The organism is Otariodibacter oris (genome assembly GCF_009684715.1).
In the GTDB taxonomy this organism is placed as follows: domain Bacteria; phylum Pseudomonadota; class Gammaproteobacteria; order Enterobacterales; family Pasteurellaceae; genus Otariodibacter; species Otariodibacter oris.
The window spans coordinates 1070735-1085326 of sequence record NZ_CP016604.1 but is presented as its reverse complement, the minus strand read 5'-3'; the positions used below and the strand labels follow the sequence as shown (position 1 = coordinate 1085326).

At 35.8% G+C, this 14592-nt stretch carries 15 protein-coding genes, 2 tRNA genes and 1 pseudogene; 12 read left to right on the top strand and 6 right to left on the bottom strand.

What is annotated here, in order from left to right; all coding sequences use genetic code 11:
* Together truB and A6A10_RS05030 are read left to right on the top strand one after the other, a co-directional pair.
* Positions 1 to 921, top strand: coding sequence for a tRNA pseudouridine(55) synthase TruB (gene truB, locus A6A10_RS05035; protein WP_121121357.1), 921 nt, complete (start codon positions 1 to 3; stop codon positions 919 to 921).
* A 223-nt stretch (positions 922 to 1144) separates the two neighbouring features.
* Positions 1145 to 2224, top strand: coding sequence for a lytic murein transglycosylase (locus tag A6A10_RS05030; protein ID WP_121121359.1), 1080 nt, complete (start codon positions 1145 to 1147; stop codon positions 2222 to 2224).
* 107 nt (positions 2225 to 2331) lie between these two features.
* On the opposite strand, the gene A6A10_RS05025 is transcribed toward A6A10_RS05030, so the two are convergent.
* Entirely contained in the window at positions 2332 to 3522 is a 1191-nt protein-coding gene (locus A6A10_RS05025) for an amino acid aminotransferase (protein WP_195759409.1), read from the bottom strand.
* 223 nt (positions 3523 to 3745) lie between these two features.
* On the opposite strand from A6A10_RS05025, the gene accD reads away from it, so the two are divergent.
* Together accD and folC are read left to right on the top strand one after the other, a co-directional pair.
* The gene (gene accD / locus A6A10_RS05020; protein ID WP_121121363.1) at positions 3746 to 4678 is read left to right on the top strand and encodes an acetyl-CoA carboxylase, carboxyltransferase subunit beta; all 933 of its coding nucleotides are present in this window, start codon (positions 3746 to 3748) and stop codon (positions 4676 to 4678) included.
* Positions 4675 to 5976, top strand: a complete 1302-nt coding sequence (folC, locus tag A6A10_RS05015) for a bifunctional tetrahydrofolate synthase/dihydrofolate synthase (RefSeq protein ID WP_418789102.1) — start codon at positions 4675 to 4677, stop codon at positions 5974 to 5976. The genes accD and folC overlap by 4 nt, the downstream gene beginning before the upstream one ends.
* An 84-nt stretch (positions 5977 to 6060) precedes the next feature.
* Here the strand turns inward: folC and A6A10_RS05010 are convergent, their stop codons facing one another.
* On the bottom strand, positions 6061 to 6453 hold the full coding sequence (locus A6A10_RS05010; protein ID WP_121121367.1) for a Z-ring associated ZapG family protein: 393 nt from the start codon (positions 6451 to 6453) through the stop codon (positions 6061 to 6063).
* A gap of 302 nt (positions 6454 to 6755) precedes the next feature.
* Between A6A10_RS05010 and rplM the strand changes: the two genes are divergently transcribed.
* From rplM to A6A10_RS04980, 6 genes are all read left to right on the top strand, one after another.
* Positions 6756 to 7184, top strand: a complete 429-nt coding sequence (gene rplM, locus A6A10_RS05005) for a 50S ribosomal protein L13 (protein WP_121121369.1) — start codon at positions 6756 to 6758, stop codon at positions 7182 to 7184.
* A gap of 15 nt (positions 7185 to 7199) precedes the next feature.
* The gene (rpsI, locus tag A6A10_RS05000) at positions 7200 to 7595 is read left to right on the top strand and encodes a 30S ribosomal protein S9 (RefSeq protein WP_121121371.1); all 396 of its coding nucleotides are present in this window, start codon (positions 7200 to 7202) and stop codon (positions 7593 to 7595) included.
* Between the two features lie 75 nt (positions 7596 to 7670).
* Positions 7671 to 8444, top strand: a complete 774-nt coding sequence (yaaA, locus tag A6A10_RS04995; protein ID WP_121121373.1) for a peroxide stress protein YaaA — start codon at positions 7671 to 7673, stop codon at positions 8442 to 8444.
* A 2-nt stretch (positions 8445 to 8446) separates the two neighbouring features.
* Positions 8447 to 9004, top strand: a complete 558-nt coding sequence (locus A6A10_RS04990) for an ABC transporter ATPase (protein ID WP_229583592.1) — start codon at positions 8447 to 8449, stop codon at positions 9002 to 9004.
* Complete coding sequence (locus A6A10_RS04985) at positions 9005 to 9913, top strand: cation diffusion facilitator family transporter (protein WP_121121375.1); 909 nt, start codon at positions 9005 to 9007, stop codon at positions 9911 to 9913. It begins immediately after the preceding gene.
* 1 nt (position 9914) lies between these two features.
* Positions 9915 to 10682, top strand: a complete 768-nt coding sequence (locus tag A6A10_RS04980) for a Zn-ribbon-containing protein (RefSeq protein ID WP_121121378.1) — start codon at positions 9915 to 9917, stop codon at positions 10680 to 10682.
* A 45-nt stretch (positions 10683 to 10727) separates the two neighbouring features.
* On the opposite strand, the gene folD is transcribed toward A6A10_RS04980, so the two are convergent.
* Positions 10728 to 11579 carry a bifunctional methylenetetrahydrofolate dehydrogenase/methenyltetrahydrofolate cyclohydrolase FolD gene (gene folD, locus A6A10_RS04975; protein WP_121121380.1) on the bottom strand — a complete coding sequence of 284 codons (852 nt, stop codon included), beginning with the start codon at positions 11577 to 11579 and terminating at the stop codon, positions 10728 to 10730.
* 160 nt (positions 11580 to 11739) lie between these two features.
* Here folD and A6A10_RS04970 point away from each other — a divergent pair.
* Positions 11740 to 11816: transfer RNA gene (locus A6A10_RS04970), tRNA-Pro, on the top strand.
* Between the two features lie 18 nt (positions 11817 to 11834).
* Positions 11835 to 11911: transfer RNA gene (locus A6A10_RS04965), tRNA-Arg, on the top strand.
* Positions 11912 to 11942: 31 nt separating this feature from the next.
* Here the strand turns inward: A6A10_RS04965 and A6A10_RS09625 are convergent.
* The 3 genes and pseudogenes from A6A10_RS09625 to rnd form a co-directional block, all read right to left on the bottom strand.
* A pseudogene (locus A6A10_RS09625) lies at positions 11943 to 12134 on the bottom strand (site-specific integrase); the annotation flags it as partial.
* Positions 12135 to 12188: 54 nt separating this feature from the next.
* On the bottom strand, positions 12189 to 13154 hold the full coding sequence (locus A6A10_RS04955) for a hypothetical protein (protein WP_121121382.1): 966 nt from the start codon (positions 13152 to 13154) through the stop codon (positions 12189 to 12191).
* A gap of 173 nt (positions 13155 to 13327) precedes the next feature.
* A complete protein-coding gene (rnd, locus tag A6A10_RS04950) occupies positions 13328 to 14458 on the bottom strand; it encodes a ribonuclease D (RefSeq protein ID WP_121121384.1) in 1131 nt (376 codons plus the stop codon).
* Positions 14459 to 14592: the final 134 nt, after the last annotated feature.

Here is a 14592-nt window from a genome sequence, read left to right as displayed (position 1 = left end):
GTGGCAAGACCAAAGAAAAAAGGCCGTGATATCCACGGTATATTTTTATTAGACAAGCCCGAAGGGGAAAGCTCTAATAATGTAATGCAAAGAGTAAAGCGTTTATTTCAAGCCAATAAAGCAGGGCATACGGGGGCTTTAGATCCTCTAGCAACAGGCATGTTGCCGATTTGCTTGGGGGAGGCAACGAAGTTCTCTCAATTCTTACTGGATTCAGATAAACGTTACATTGTCACTGCCAAGTTAGGTGAAAGAACTGATACCTCAGATGCGGAAGGGCAACTTGTTGAAACACGTGATGTCAATGTCACACAAGAACAAATTTTAGTAGCATTACCTCAATTTCAAGGTGATATTTTACAAGTACCGACGATGTTTTCTGCATTAAAGCACCAAGGCAAACCTTTGTATGAATATGCAAGAGCAGGCATTACTGTTAAACGAGAAGCTCGTCCCATTACTATATTTGAGTTGAAATTCATTGAGTATCAATCGCCATACTTAACTTTAGAAGTACATTGTTCAAAAGGGACTTATATTCGTACCCTTGTTGATGATTTAGGAGAAGTGCTAGGTTGTGGAGCTCATGTAACAATGCTTAGACGTATTGCGGTCGCTGATTATCCAACAGAGAGAATGGTCACGCTAGACGAATTGCAAATGTTAGCAGAGAACCAACCGCTTGCAGAATTAGATAGTTATTTATTACCAATGGATTCTGCGGTTTCTCGACTTCCTGAATTATCATTAACTGCGGAACAAACAAAAGCAGTCGGTTTTGGACAACGGGTTAAATTTGACAATTCATTAAATATTTATGGATTAGTGCGTCTTTTTTCAGATCAAGCACAATTTCTCGGTGTAGCGGAAATTGATAGTAATAATGTTATTCGCCCAAATAGAATGGTTAATTTAGCTTAATACATTGTTTAAATTGATAAATTTTAAAAATCCCTTTATCAGTTTGCATTATTGCACATGGTAAAGGGATTTTTTATTGTAAATCATGGAATTTATTGTCTCATTAATGTACTACATATTTATGATATCAAACTGAATATTCATTCTATTTAGTTATAATTATTGATAGAATGAGAACAAATTTAATACAACAATAAATACTAAAAGTAAAGGAAATAGGAATATGAAAAAATTATCATGTCTGGCTCTTGCTTGTATAAGCCTTGTGGCTTGTTCAAATACACAGCCTGCTTATGTTGAAGTACCATTAGATGCAAATTATACAAAATCTCGCGATTTTAGTAATTTTAATGATTATGTTCTTTTCTTAAAGAAAAAAGCGGCGGGGGAAGGCGTATCTGAGGATATACTTAAATCGACATTAAATATTCAATATATTCCTAAAGCTGTTGAGCTTGATCAGAAACAAGCAGCAAGAAGACGTGATCCAAATACACCACCTCCACCGCCCAATCCCAATGGCGTTACTAATTATCTCAATAAAGTTCTTAATCAAACAAAAGTGAATATGGCTGTAAATCGTTGGTGGGAATATCAACCTCAATTGACTAGAGCAAGCCAAAATTATGGCGTACAGAAAGAGTACATTATGGCACTTTGGGGAATGGAAAGTAGTTTTGGGCGCTATCAAGGTTCATATGATGTGTTGTCTGTTTTAGCGACATTATCATTTGATGGTCGTAGAGAAAAATTATTCACTCAAGAATTTGTTAATGCGATGAAAATGTTAGAAAGTGGGTATATCTCTCGCCCTGAAATGAAAGGCTCTTGGGCGGGCGCTATGGGGCAAACGCAATTTATGCCAACCTCTTACTTAAACTATGCAGTTGATGGTGATCAGGATGGGAAAAAAGATATTTGGAATAATGAATATGATGCCTTTTCTTCCATTGCATCTTATCTATCTACAGTAGGTTGGGATAAGAATTTACCTTGGGGTATAGAAGTTAAATTATCCCATCCCATTGATTTATCATTTTCTGGTCTAGAGGATAAAAATGCAAAAACATTGGCTGAATGGCAAGCTTTAGGTGTTTATTTAGCTTATCCAAATGCAACCGCAGTAACTAAAATGAATAAGTTAAATAAAGATAGATTATGGTTAGTAAGACCTGATAAAGAAGTTGGAAGAGCATTTTTGGTATCCAATAATTATCGTACTTTACTGGATTGGAATCGTTCAAATAATTTTGCTGTCAGTATTGGTAAATTTGCAGATCGAATTTTAGAAGGAGTTCAATAGGTCTTTCTAGCTCTTTATTACAAAAAATAAACAAGCGGTAACTTCTGTCAAAATTTTGCAAAATAATTGAAGGAAATTACCGCTTAGTATGTTTTAATTATTTAAAATTAAAGTACTTGTACGATACATTCACACAGACGATCGATATTATCATCAGTGATACCTGCAACGTTGATACGACCAGAGCGAACGATATAGATACCAAATTCTTCTTTTAAGCGATCAACTTGTTCTGGGGTTAAGCCACTGAATGAGAACATACCATTTTGAGCAATGATAAAGTCAAAGTTTTGTGTTGCCCCTTTTTCTTTTAAAAGTTGAACAAATTTAGTACGCATTGATTTGATGCGATCACGCATTTCAGCTAATTCAGCAATCCAATCTGCACGTAATTTATCATCAGCTAAAACAGTCGCAACAGCACTTGCACCGTGAGATGATGGGTTAGAGTAGAGTACACGAATAATTGTTTTAACGTGACTGAATGCATTGTTTGCCACTTCTGCATTATCTGCAACAAGCGTGAAAGCGCCAACACGTTCATTGTATAAACCGAAGTTTTTAGAGAATGAACTTGATACCAATAATTCACGGTGATTTTTAGCAAAAGTACGTAAACCAAAAGCATCTTCCTCTAAACCGTTCGCAAAGCCTTGATAAGCAAAGTCGAATAATGGTAACCAGCCTTTTTCTGCTGACATTTTGGCTAAAGTTTCCCATTGTTCTGGTGTTGGATCGATGCCGGTAGGATTATGGCAACAACCATGTAATAGAACAACGTCACCTTCTTCAGCTTTGCTAAGATCAGCAATTAAATTATCCCAATCCAATGCTTTGGTCTCTTTGTTGTAATAACGATATTCTTTGATATTCATGCCTACAGCATTAAAAATAGCATTGTGATTTGGCCAAGTTGGCGTAGAAATCCATACATTTTTAGCATTGGTTTGACGTTTAACAAATTCAGCAGCAATACGTAATGCACCTGTACCACCTAAACTTTGGGCGGTTTTTGCGCGCCCAGAGGTTATTATTTCTGCAGTTTCGCCAAACAGCAATGCCTGCGTTTGTTTATTAAAATCAGCTCGACCATCAATAGTCAAATAATTTTTAGTGTTTTCTTCTGCTAATAGACGAGTTTCAGCTTCTTTAATTGCTTTTACGATTGGTGTTTGACCTTTTGCATCTTTATATACCCCAATACCTAAATTAATTTTATTTGCTCGAGTATCTGCTTTAAAGGCTTCACCTAAACCTAAAATTGGGTCTGCTGGAGCTGCTTGGATATGACTAAACATTGCCATTGAATTTTCCTCTTCTGTGTTGTGTTGCAAAAAATGTTGAATTTATACGTCTAAATGCCTTTTTTATCAAGTCTTAAGCGGTCAGTTAGGTAAGAAAATTTGTAAGTTATTACATTTCTCGTCCGAGTAGTCGCTTTTTTGTGGTTTGAGCATACCCAATTTTTTCATTTTATGGTTTAATAGCTGTAATTTTCTCAACACAAATAAAGGTGTAAAAATGAGTTGGATTGAAAGAATATTAGGAAAAACCTCTACATCATCTTCAAGTGGGAAATCAAAAATTCCAGAAGGTGTTTGGACAAAATGTACCAGTTGTGAGCAGGTTTTATATAGTGAAGACCTGAAACGTAATATGTATGTTTGTCCTAAGTGTGGTCATCATATGCGTATTGATCCTCGAGTTCGTTTGCTCAGTTTATTAGATGAAGATTCAGCTGAAGAAATGGCAACAGAATTAGAGCCACAAGATATTTTAAAATTTAAAGATTTAAAAAAATATAAGGATCGTCTAGTTGCAGCACAAAAGCAAACAGGCGAAAAAGATGCCTTTATCGTAATGTATGGCAAACTCTATGATATGCCTGTTGTTGTTGCTTCATTCAATTTTAATTTTATGGGTGGATCAATGGGTTCTGTTGTGGGAGCGAAGTTCGTTCGAGCGGCAGAAAGAGCATTAGAAGAGAATATTCCATTTATTTGTTTCTCTGCATCAGGCGGGGCTCGTATGCAAGAAGCTTTACTTTCATTAATGCAAATGGCAAAAACAAGTGCAATACTTGCAAAAATGAGAGAGAAGGGTGTACCTTATATTTCTGTACTTACCGATCCAACACTAGGTGGTGTTTCTGCAAGTTTAGCCATGCTTGGTGATATCAATATTGCTGAACCAAAAGCATTAATTGGTTTTGCCGGCCCACGTGTTATTGAACAAACCGTTCGTGAAAAATTGCCTGAAGGATTCCAACGTAGCGAGTTTATATTAGAAAAAGGGGCAATTGATATGATCGTGAATCGTAAAGATATGAGAGATACGTTGTCACGCTTAGTTGCTAAAATTACTGGTAAACCGACACCATTTCGTACAGGCGAATTAATCGAGCCAGAAGAAATTGTGCCAGATGAAGTTATTACCGCAGAAGAAAGTGCATAATGATTCAATTAGTTACACCTAAAGCCACGGATTCTTTGGAAACGTGGCTTTCCTATTTAGAAAAAAGCCATTTTAAACCTATTGATATGGGGTTGGAACGTATTCGTGATGTGGCTCAACACTTAGATATTTTAAAGCCTGCCCCTTATGTGATTACGGTTGCGGGGACTAATGGTAAAGGTTCCACTTGTAAATTTATTGAAACTGCTTTATTGAAAGCAGGATTGCGAGTTGGGGTTTATAGTTCACCACATTTACTGGTTTACAATGAACGGATTCGGATTCAAGGCAATTCTGTTTCAGATGAAGATCTAATTAGTACATTCAATGAAATAGAACAAAATAAGTCACAATCATTAACGTATTTTGAATTTGGTACACTTGCCGCATTTCATCTTTTTAAACAGCATCAAGTAGATGTTGCAATCCTTGAAGTTGGCTTAGGGGGACGATTAGATGCAACCAATATTGTCGATGCTGATTTTGCGGTAATTACCTCTATTGATATCGATCATGTTGAATTTTTAGGTGATAACCGTGAGGATATTGGTCGAGAAAAAGCCGGCATTTTTCGTGAAAATATTCCAGTGGTTATTGGTGAGCCTGATTGCCCTCAAAGTATATTAGAGCAAGCGAGTATCCTCAATTGTCGTGTTTCACAGCGAGATGTGGATTGGTCTTATTCAATTAAGCAAGATGAGCTATATTGGCAATCAAAGGCTCAACAAGTCATTTTACCTATGCCACATATTCCAATACCTAATACAGCTACTGCATTAACCGTATTAACTCAATTACCATTTGATATCAGCGATGAAATCTTACAAGAAACCGCAAAAATAGCTGCAATGCCTGGGCGTTTTCAACAGTTACAAGATCAGGATTTTGCAAAATTTTCCCATAACCGACCGCTTGCAAAGGTCATTGTAGATGTTGGGCATAATCCACATGCAGCTCGCTATCTCGCGGCACAATTAACCCATTTAAAATCTCACAAAAAACATATCTATGCCGTATTTAGTGCTTTAGTCGATAAAGATATCTCTGGCATTGTTAAACCATTAACAGATATCATTGATGAATGGCATTGTGCGGGACTAACAGGGTATCGCGGTCAATCGGGTACAGATGTTTATAACAAACTGATACATGAACTACCTTCAGCTAAAGCTTATCAATATGAAAGAGTAGAGGATGCGAGTTTAGTACTCTTTGAAAAAACGACAGAAAATGATGCGATTATTGTATTTGGCTCATTCCATACAGTTGCTGATTTTATGCTATGGATTAATCATTAATTTAAACATAGTTAAAAAGAGGAATAAAAAATGGGATTATTATCTAAATAATCCCATTTTTATGTGTGAATAGCGAATAAGTGATTAAGATTTTAATAGCCCAGATGAACCTTCTGAATAATCTTTAGGCTCTTCTTTTGTGATTTCCTCAGATTTTTCATCTTCCTGTTTGAAAAATTCAATCTTATGATTGACTTCTTCTGGTAATAACGTTTGAGAGCTTTGTGCTAAATGAGTATAGAGTTTTTTATAATCTTCAGCTAATGTAGAAAGTAGGTTAGCTGACTCTTGGAAATGTTGTTCAAGTTGAGCTTTATGCTCTTCCTGTGACGCTCTTGCCTCTTTTAACTCTTTTTGCAATACATGCTGTTTTTTTACATTGCCATTTGTTGCTCTAAGAATAACTGCACCTATAATTGCTCCCACAACAAATGCTGCTACAACTGCAATCCAAATATCACTTGACCATTGTTCCATAATCATCTCCTACCTATGAACAAAATATACATTTATGTTCTACCATGTTATATCCCTAATGAGAAGATAAAATACAAATAATTTGCTAACTTTCTTTAAAATATACTTATTCTTCACAAAACTCATAAAAAGTTTTAGATTTTTTTAGTGTAAATCTGTATAATGTTGGCACCCTGTTTTTGTTTGGTTTTCCCACCATTCAAGTTTGGTCAGATTTTGACTCGAAGGGGTCGGATTCTACCGTATTAGGTAATATCCTGAAAGGATATTGGGTTTAAACAATTCAAATTGGTATTTAATTAATGAAAACTTTTGTAGCAAAACCAGAAACAGTTAAACGTGACTGGTATGTAGTAGATGCGACAGGTAAAACGTTAGGTCGTTTAGCTACTGAATTAGCGCGCCGTCTTCGTGGTAAACACAAAGCAGAATATACTCCTCACGTAGATACTGGTGATTACATCATCGTTATCAACGCAGAGAAAGTTGCGGTAACAGGTAAAAAAGAAACTGACAAAATCTACTACTGGCACACTGGCTATGTAGGTGGTATCAAAGATGCTACTTTCAAAGAAATGATTGCTCGTCGTCCAGAAGCAGTGATTGAAATCGCGGTTAAAGGTATGTTGCCAAAAGGCCCATTAGGTCGTGCAATGTTCCGTAAATTAAAAGTGTATGCAGGTAGTGAACACAACCACGCTGCACAACAACCTCAAGTTTTAGATATTTAATCACGGAGCATAACAATGACAGCAGCAAATCAAAACTACGGCACAGGTCGCCGCAAAAGCTCTTCAGCTCGTGTATTTATCAAACCGGGCAGTGGTAACATTATGATTAACCAACGTTCTTTAGAAGTTTACTTCGGTCGTGAAACTGCTCGTATGGTGGTTCGTCAACCTTTAGAATTAGTTGAGTTAACTGATAAATTAGATTTATACATCACAGTTAAAGGTGGTGGTATTTCTGGTCAAGCAGGTGCGATCCGTCACGGTATCACACGTGCATTGATGGAATACGACGAATCTTTACGTCCAGCATTACGTGCTGCGGGCTTTGTTACCCGTGATGCTCGTCGCGTTGAACGTAAAAAAGTGGGTTTACACAAAGCACGTCGTCGTCCACAATACTCAAAACGTTAATACGACAGTATTACAACAAAGGCAGGAATTATCCTGCCTTTTTCTATTTGTTCTATATATCTAATCGAGGATCTTATGCTCGCTATTATCTCTCCTGCTAAAACGCTTGATTATAAAACTCAAATTGAAGGCTTTGCATTTTCTCAGCCTGAACTGACCGCTTATAGCCAAAAATTAATTAATATTTGCAAGCAAATGACACCCGCTGAAGTATCTTCTTTAATGTCGATTAGTGATAAATTAGCCAGTTTGAATGTGGCTCGTTTTGCTCAATGGCAATTAGAGCATAATGAACAAAATGCTAAAGCAGCTTTATTTGCATTCAAGGGAGATGTTTATACAGGATTGGATGCAGAGAGTCTTACTCATGAGCAAGTAGAATATGCGCAAAGTCACTTGAGAATGTTATCGGGTTTATATGGGTTGCTTAGACCACTTGATCTGATGCAACCTTATCGCTTGGAAATGGGCACAAAATTAGCTAACGAAAAAGGCAAAGATTTATATCATTTTTGGGGCGATATTATTACTCAACATTTACAACAAGCGATAGATCAACAAGAAGATAATGTTTTGGTTAATTTAGCTTCTGATGAATATTTTAATTCTGTCAACACTCACTCATTACAGGCAAAAATTATCAAGCCAGTTTTCTTGGATCAGAAAAATGGAAAATTCAAAGTAATCAGCTTTTATGCTAAAAAAGCTCGAGGCATGATGGTGCGTTTTATCTTAGAAAACCAACCAACAAAAATAGAGCAGTTAAAAGCATTTAATTTGGGTGGATATTGGTTCGATGAAGATAATTCCACAGATACCGAATTTGTATTTAAACGTGAGGAACAATAATAGTGCGTAGGCTATTACACCACACATTCGGCTTATTGATTATTTTATTTGTTGCAGGTTGTACTTCCCATCTTGCAGAATTCAGCTTGCCTAAAGAAATTCAGTTTCAAGATAAGACTTTTCAGCAAGTTACCCATAATCAATTAGATGAAATGCAACAATCGCTGTATCTAGAAAGTCATAGCACAAAAGATCCTGATAATTGGCAGGAAGGTTTTTTACTCTTTGTCGATAAAAATAGTGAAGGAAAGACATTACAAGATCGCTTAGTATTGCGACAAAACATTTTCAAACAACAAGATAAAACGATTGCCTCACTCAGCATTGAGCAGGGTGAGTTGCGTAGCCAAGTTATTTACCCACCGACAGAGCGTTTTAATGATATTCAGTTAGAGGTGTCTCGTGGGCAAAATTCACAATGTGGATTTAGCCAAATGCAGTTTTCTAACAAGCGGTCCGTTTCAAGCAATAATTTGCAAAATTTAGCGACGTATCAGACCGAATTAATCAGCCTTGCAGAACAACTAGCTGTAATGCCTTGGGTTATTGAGTGTAAATAAATGGAAAAAGATTATACAAAACAAGTTAATCGGGCGGCGACTTTAGCCATTACCGTTGCGTCGATCCTTATCATCGTTAAAGCATTTGCATGGTGGAAAACCGAGTCTATGGCAATTCTTGCAGCGATGACGGATTCACTTGTGGATTTATTTGCCTCTTTAACCAATATGGCAATTTTGCGCTTTGCGTTACGTCCTGCTGATGAAAATCATACTTTTGGGCATGGTAAAGCGGAATCACTTGCCGCCTTGATACAAAGTGCCTTTATTACAGGTTCTGCGGCTTTCTTACTTTTGCAAGGAATACAACGTTTTACTTCGCCACAATTTGTGAAGAGTAGCGAATTAGGTATTGTCATTAGTATTATTTCTGTATTGCTCACAGCTGTGCTAGTGATATACCAAAGGAAAGTGGTAAGAGAAACCAGTAGTCCTGCCATTCAAGCTGATTGTTTGCATTACCAAACTGATTTATATATGAATACAGCCATTCTTGTGGCGATGGTATTGAATTTGAACGGATTCATCTATGCCGATGCAATATTTGCGATTGGAATTGCATTTTATATCTTGTATAACGCAGGGAAAATGCTATGGAAAGCGATGCAATCTTTATTAGATCAAGCCCTTCCACAAGAAGAAGTAGATAAAGTTTGGAATATTGCATTAGAACACCCTGGAATTATCAGTATCCATGATGTAAAAACCCGTAGAGCTGGGGCAATTCGTTTTTTCCAATTGCATTTGGAATTGGATGATAATTTACCATTGATTGTTGCTCATGAGATCACCGATGGGCTTGAGCAAAAACTGCTAGATGCTTTTCCGATGTCAGATGTTATTATTCATCAAGAGCCAACAAGTGTAGTGAAAAAAGAGCAGGCTCTCCAAAAACAAGCACAGGAATAATATGTATCAAGCAATTGCACATTTCAGCTATCAAAATTTCAAACATGACCCTGTCACGCTAATTGATTGTGTATTAGAAGAATGGCGCATTAATGGACAAGTTATTGGGCGAGAAATGGGAGTTACCCATCACCAATCGGATACTTATTCTAAATTTGAAGTCAATTTAGCCATCCCCGACCAAGATAGTTTGCTACCTCAGTGGAATAGTGAAGAAGTTAATGAGATGCTTGAACAAGCTAAAGAATTTGGTGTGGTGTTCGAGTATTTTGAGCTCGTTGGACGAGATTATAATGCGGTTGAAAGCAGTGATCATCCTGCTGATTTTTATATTCTCTATACAACCCATTTAGAAAGTTGCTCGCCTATTTATAATGGCTATGATTTTTGTCCTACACCATTATATAGAGTTGATTTAGGTCATGATCTTTATCAATCAATTATTCATTGGCAAGAAAATTGGCAAGCTTGCGATCAATTACAAATGAATGGGGGAGTGTTAGAGCAGCAAGCACTTGCTGAAATTTCGAATCATGATAGTGAATTAAGCTTACAGGGTAGGGCGTTAGCCCAACAAATCGAAGAACAGAGTAAGATTCCAACCTATTATTATCTCTATCGATTAGGTAAAGATGTGGAATTAGAACAAAATAGACGTTGCCCAAGTTGTAATGATGAATGGAAATTAGCTGAACCCTTACACGATATCTTCTATTTTAAGTGTGATAAGTGTCGATTAATTTCAAATTTAAGTTGGGAAATACAGTAAAAAAACGTCCTAGCTTTTTGCTAAGACGTCATAGAATGGATCAAATTAAGCGGTATGTTGCTCATAAGCTTGTAATGTATTTTTCATTAGCATAGCTACGGTCATTGGCCCGACACCACCAGGCACAGGAGTAATGAAGCTTGCTTTCTCTTTTGCGATATCAAATTCTACGTCGCCAATTAATTTGCCATCAATTCGGTTAATACCAACATCAATTACAACAGATCCTTCTTTTACCCAATCCCCTGGAATAAATTTAGGTTTACCGACAGCAACGACTAAAATATCCGCTTGGCGTACATGTTTTTCTAAATCCTCAGTAAAACGATGGGTAACAGTCACTGTGCAACCTGCTAACAGTAATTCTAATGCCATTGGTCTGCCGACGATATTCGATGCCCCTACAATCACTGCATGTTTACCATGTAAATCAACATTGGTTGTATCTAATAACTTAATAATGCCATAAGGCGTACATGCTCTCAGTGTTGGAATACGTTGGCATAAACGCCCCACATTATAAGGATGAAATCCATCAACATCTTTATCAGGCTGAATTGCTTCAATCACTTTAGTGCTATCAATATGCTTAGGTAAAGGCAATTGTACAAGAATACCATCAACTGCATCATCTTGATTAAGCTGCTGAATAAGCGCTAGTAAATCACTTTCTGAGGTTTCTTGTGGTAAATCATAGGACTTTGACTCAATCCCAATTTCAGCACAGCTTTTTCTTTTACTATTTACATAGACTTGAGAAGCTGGATCTGCCCCAACCAGGATTACTGCTAATCCAGGAGCTCTCTTGCCTTGTGATTGATAATCTAAAATTTGAGATGCAACTTCCTGTTTAATTTGTTTAGAAAGGGTAGTGCCAGAAATAATTTGTGCTGTCATATAAACTCCCAAAAGTAATAGTAGGGTTATTTTCTCAAAAAAATGACACTTTGATAAGGAATAATCTCGATAATGCTCAAAGAACCAACATTTAATTTGAAGAAAGACGAAAGCTATTGACGACAGAGAGAAAAAAACTATAATTAGCACCATCTTACGTCGGCGAGTAGCGCAGCTTGGTAGCGCAACTGGTTTGGGACCAGTGGGTCGTAGGTTCAAATCCTATCTCGCCGACCACTTCAAAAAGCATTCAATGCGCCCTTAGCTCAGCTGGATAGAGCAACGGCCTTCTAAGCCGTAGGTCATTGGTTCGAATCCAATAGGGCGTGCCATTAAATACCTTTAAAATCAACATGTTATGAGTTAAGTAACAAGCTTTAATTTTGAGTTTTTATCAAAACGTGACGAAATCGTGACACAAAATTCAACTTTGTTTGCGTGAGACAGCAAATGGTCGGCGTTAAGATGTGCGTATTTTTTACCATTTCTAATGTTTCCCATCCGCCTAACTTTTTAAGTGTGAATAGGATGGGGGATAGCTTGAATATGCCAACTTTTGCTAAGATTTGATTTAAAAGACTTTTTATCTAATCAAGGGTAATCTGCAAATTATTTTTCAAGTTTAGGAAAAAATTTTTCTAATATTCTAGAGATAACAGAATTTTCTATTGGGCTAGATTTAACCTGTTTATCAAACAAATTAACAGGATTTTCACCTAAATTAGCAACTGATAATTCTAATAAAAGTTTTTTGATATCTGGATCATCTGATTCATCTACTTTTCTTTGATATCCTTCAAAAGCTAATGCAACGGATGCTTTATGTGCATATTCTTCTTGTATTCTTACTAAATGAGCATTTCTTTGTGAGTTGACCCACACAAGCCAAATCAAAGGACTTATTACTGGTAATCTAGATAGGAAACGACCATAATCAAAACCAATATCCCATTCATAAACTAGAATTACACATAGAATAAGAGACATCAATAATAGCCCAAAATTTCTCCAGTTGGCACTATTTTTTAGAGAAGGATCTAATTCTTCTTTTCTTTCCAAAAATGATTGAGCCATACTAGCTCTATTAGCATCTCCAAGAATTTTATGTATTTTTACTTGTTCATCAGATAAATTCTTTCTTAACTTAATTAGTTCATTTTGCTCTGTTTGCATCTGTTCAGTTAATTTTTGATATTCCTTGCCAATATTGCTTATTAATTCTGAATACTTATCAACTTCTTCATCATATTTTGATGCTATATGACTTATTTCATTTTTGATTTTGGAAACATCTTCTTCTGATTTTCTAACATTACTTAAAGTATTTGAAATATTCGCTGCATCTGCGGTTGCATTACCCAAAGAAGTCTTAATATCATTTTGAAAATCATTAAATTTGTTTTCGTATGTGCTCAAATTAAGTCTAAAAGATTTATCTAATTCCTCAAGTTCATTTTTAAACTCATGAAGTTCAGTTTCAAGTTCATGAAGTTGAGCAGATTGCGTCTTTATGTCATCTAGAATTTCACTTACATCAAGAGTAGTCATACCATCAGGCAGTTTCACATCTAACATATATTTACCTCATTTACCTTATGATTTATATGTAATACGCGGGAGAATATAATAATTCCAGATAATGTCAATTTACACATTGTCCAATTATCGCCTGATGTACAAGAATAATTCAATTTAACATAATATAGATTATGCGAAGTTATTACTAAAGTAAATATTGGGCGTTTGAGTTATCCTAAATACGCTAAATACCGTTTATATAGCTCATCACCAAACCGCTTTCGCCATCCGGATAATAATTCTGGCATCGTATGATTTGTTTTATAAACGTTATGCCATTTGAATAATTGTTCTAATTGTCGCTTACTGCAAAATACTTCTATCGGTAAACTTTCAGGTTTAATCGTTGCTGCGCTTTTCTTTAAGAATTGCATATCTTTTTTATAATTAGGCACATCCATTAATCGACTGACTCTGGCCGGATAATCTTCTTCAGGAATTTGTTTAGCTTGTTCAACAATCAGTAATAATTTTTTACCATAAATTCTTACTTCGTTTGGGTGCATAAATTCGAGTAATTGAGCGGTATGTTTAGGCTGATCTTTTGCAATTTTCCATAAAGATGCTTCTTTTACGATGAAATTTAACGCTAAATCACGTTTTTTGGCTTCTTCAACACGCCATTTTTCTAATACTTGCAAAATAGCTAATTGCTGAGGTTCTAATTGCCAAGCATTGCCAATACGTTTATATGCTTTTTCTGGTAAGATTTCTTTTTGACGTTTAATTTTTAACTTGTCACATTCTTCATTAACAGCTTCTTGCCACTCTGTTTCTTTTAATTGTTCCATTATTTTTTGATAAATAGGCAACAAGAACCATACATCCGCTGCAGCATACTGGAGCTGTTTTTCACTCAATGGTCTAGCTAGCCAGTCTGTTCTTGATACGGACTTATCTAATTGAATATGACAATAATTTTCTACGAGCTTAGAAAATCCAATCGATGATCCCAATCCTAAAAATGCACTCATAATTTGTGTATCAAGCATTGGTTGAGGCATTTGTTTGAAATAATGGTAAAAAATATCCAAATCCTCACCACTTGCATGCAATACTTTGATAATGTTTGTATTTTTTAATAAATCAATGATGGGTTGGAAATGAGAAAGATGAGAGGGATCAATAAGATAAACTTGTTCACCATCAAATAACTGTAATAGTCCCAGTTTGGGATAATAAGAACGAATGCGGACAAACTCTGTATCTAATGCAATCACTTTATGCTTTTGGATACTTTGATATGCATTGTGTAAACTTTCATCAGAATCTACCCATACAAAATTAATTTTATTATCCATTTTCTCTTATTGCCCTTATTTTTAGTATTTTTTTTGTTTTAAAAAATAATTTTGTGAAGTTTCTCTCAGAATCTATTTAAATTCGTTGCTATTTTACTAGAAGATTCCAAAATACAGAAATTATCTTATGGAGT

Excerpts from the sequence above, each read along its gene's own strand:
- rplM (WP_121121369.1), top strand. The coding sequence starts at position 6,756 with ATGAAAACTTTTGTAGCAAAACCAGAAACAGTTAAACGTGACTGGTAT.
- A6A10_RS05030 (WP_121121359.1), top strand. The coding sequence starts at position 1,145 with ATGAAAAAATTATCATGTCTGGCTCTTGCTTGTATAAGCCTTGTGGCT.
- A6A10_RS04985 (WP_121121375.1), top strand. The coding sequence starts at position 9,005 with ATGGAAAAAGATTATACAAAACAAGTTAATCGGGCGGCGACTTTAGCC.
- accD (WP_121121363.1), top strand. The coding sequence starts at position 3,746 with ATGAGTTGGATTGAAAGAATATTAGGAAAAACCTCTACATCATCTTCA.
- yaaA (WP_121121373.1), top strand. The coding sequence starts at position 7,671 with ATGCTCGCTATTATCTCTCCTGCTAAAACGCTTGATTATAAAACTCAA.
- rpsI (WP_121121371.1), top strand. The coding sequence starts at position 7,200 with ATGACAGCAGCAAATCAAAACTACGGCACAGGTCGCCGCAAAAGCTCT.
- A6A10_RS05010 (WP_121121367.1), bottom strand. The coding sequence starts at position 6,453 with ATGGAACAATGGTCAAGTGATATTTGGATTGCAGTTGTAGCAGCATTT.
- folD (WP_121121380.1), bottom strand. The coding sequence starts at position 11,579 with ATGACAGCACAAATTATTTCTGGCACTACCCTTTCTAAACAAATTAAA.
- A6A10_RS05025 (WP_195759409.1), bottom strand. The coding sequence starts at position 3,522 with ATGTTTAGTCATATCCAAGCAGCTCCAGCAGACCCAATTTTAGGTTTA.
- A6A10_RS04980 (WP_121121378.1), top strand. The coding sequence starts at position 9,915 with ATGTATCAAGCAATTGCACATTTCAGCTATCAAAATTTCAAACATGAC.
- rnd (WP_121121384.1), bottom strand. The coding sequence starts at position 14,458 with ATGGATAATAAAATTAATTTTGTATGGGTAGATTCTGATGAAAGTTTA.
- A6A10_RS04955 (WP_121121382.1), bottom strand. The coding sequence starts at position 13,154 with ATGTTAGATGTGAAACTGCCTGATGGTATGACTACTCTTGATGTAAGT.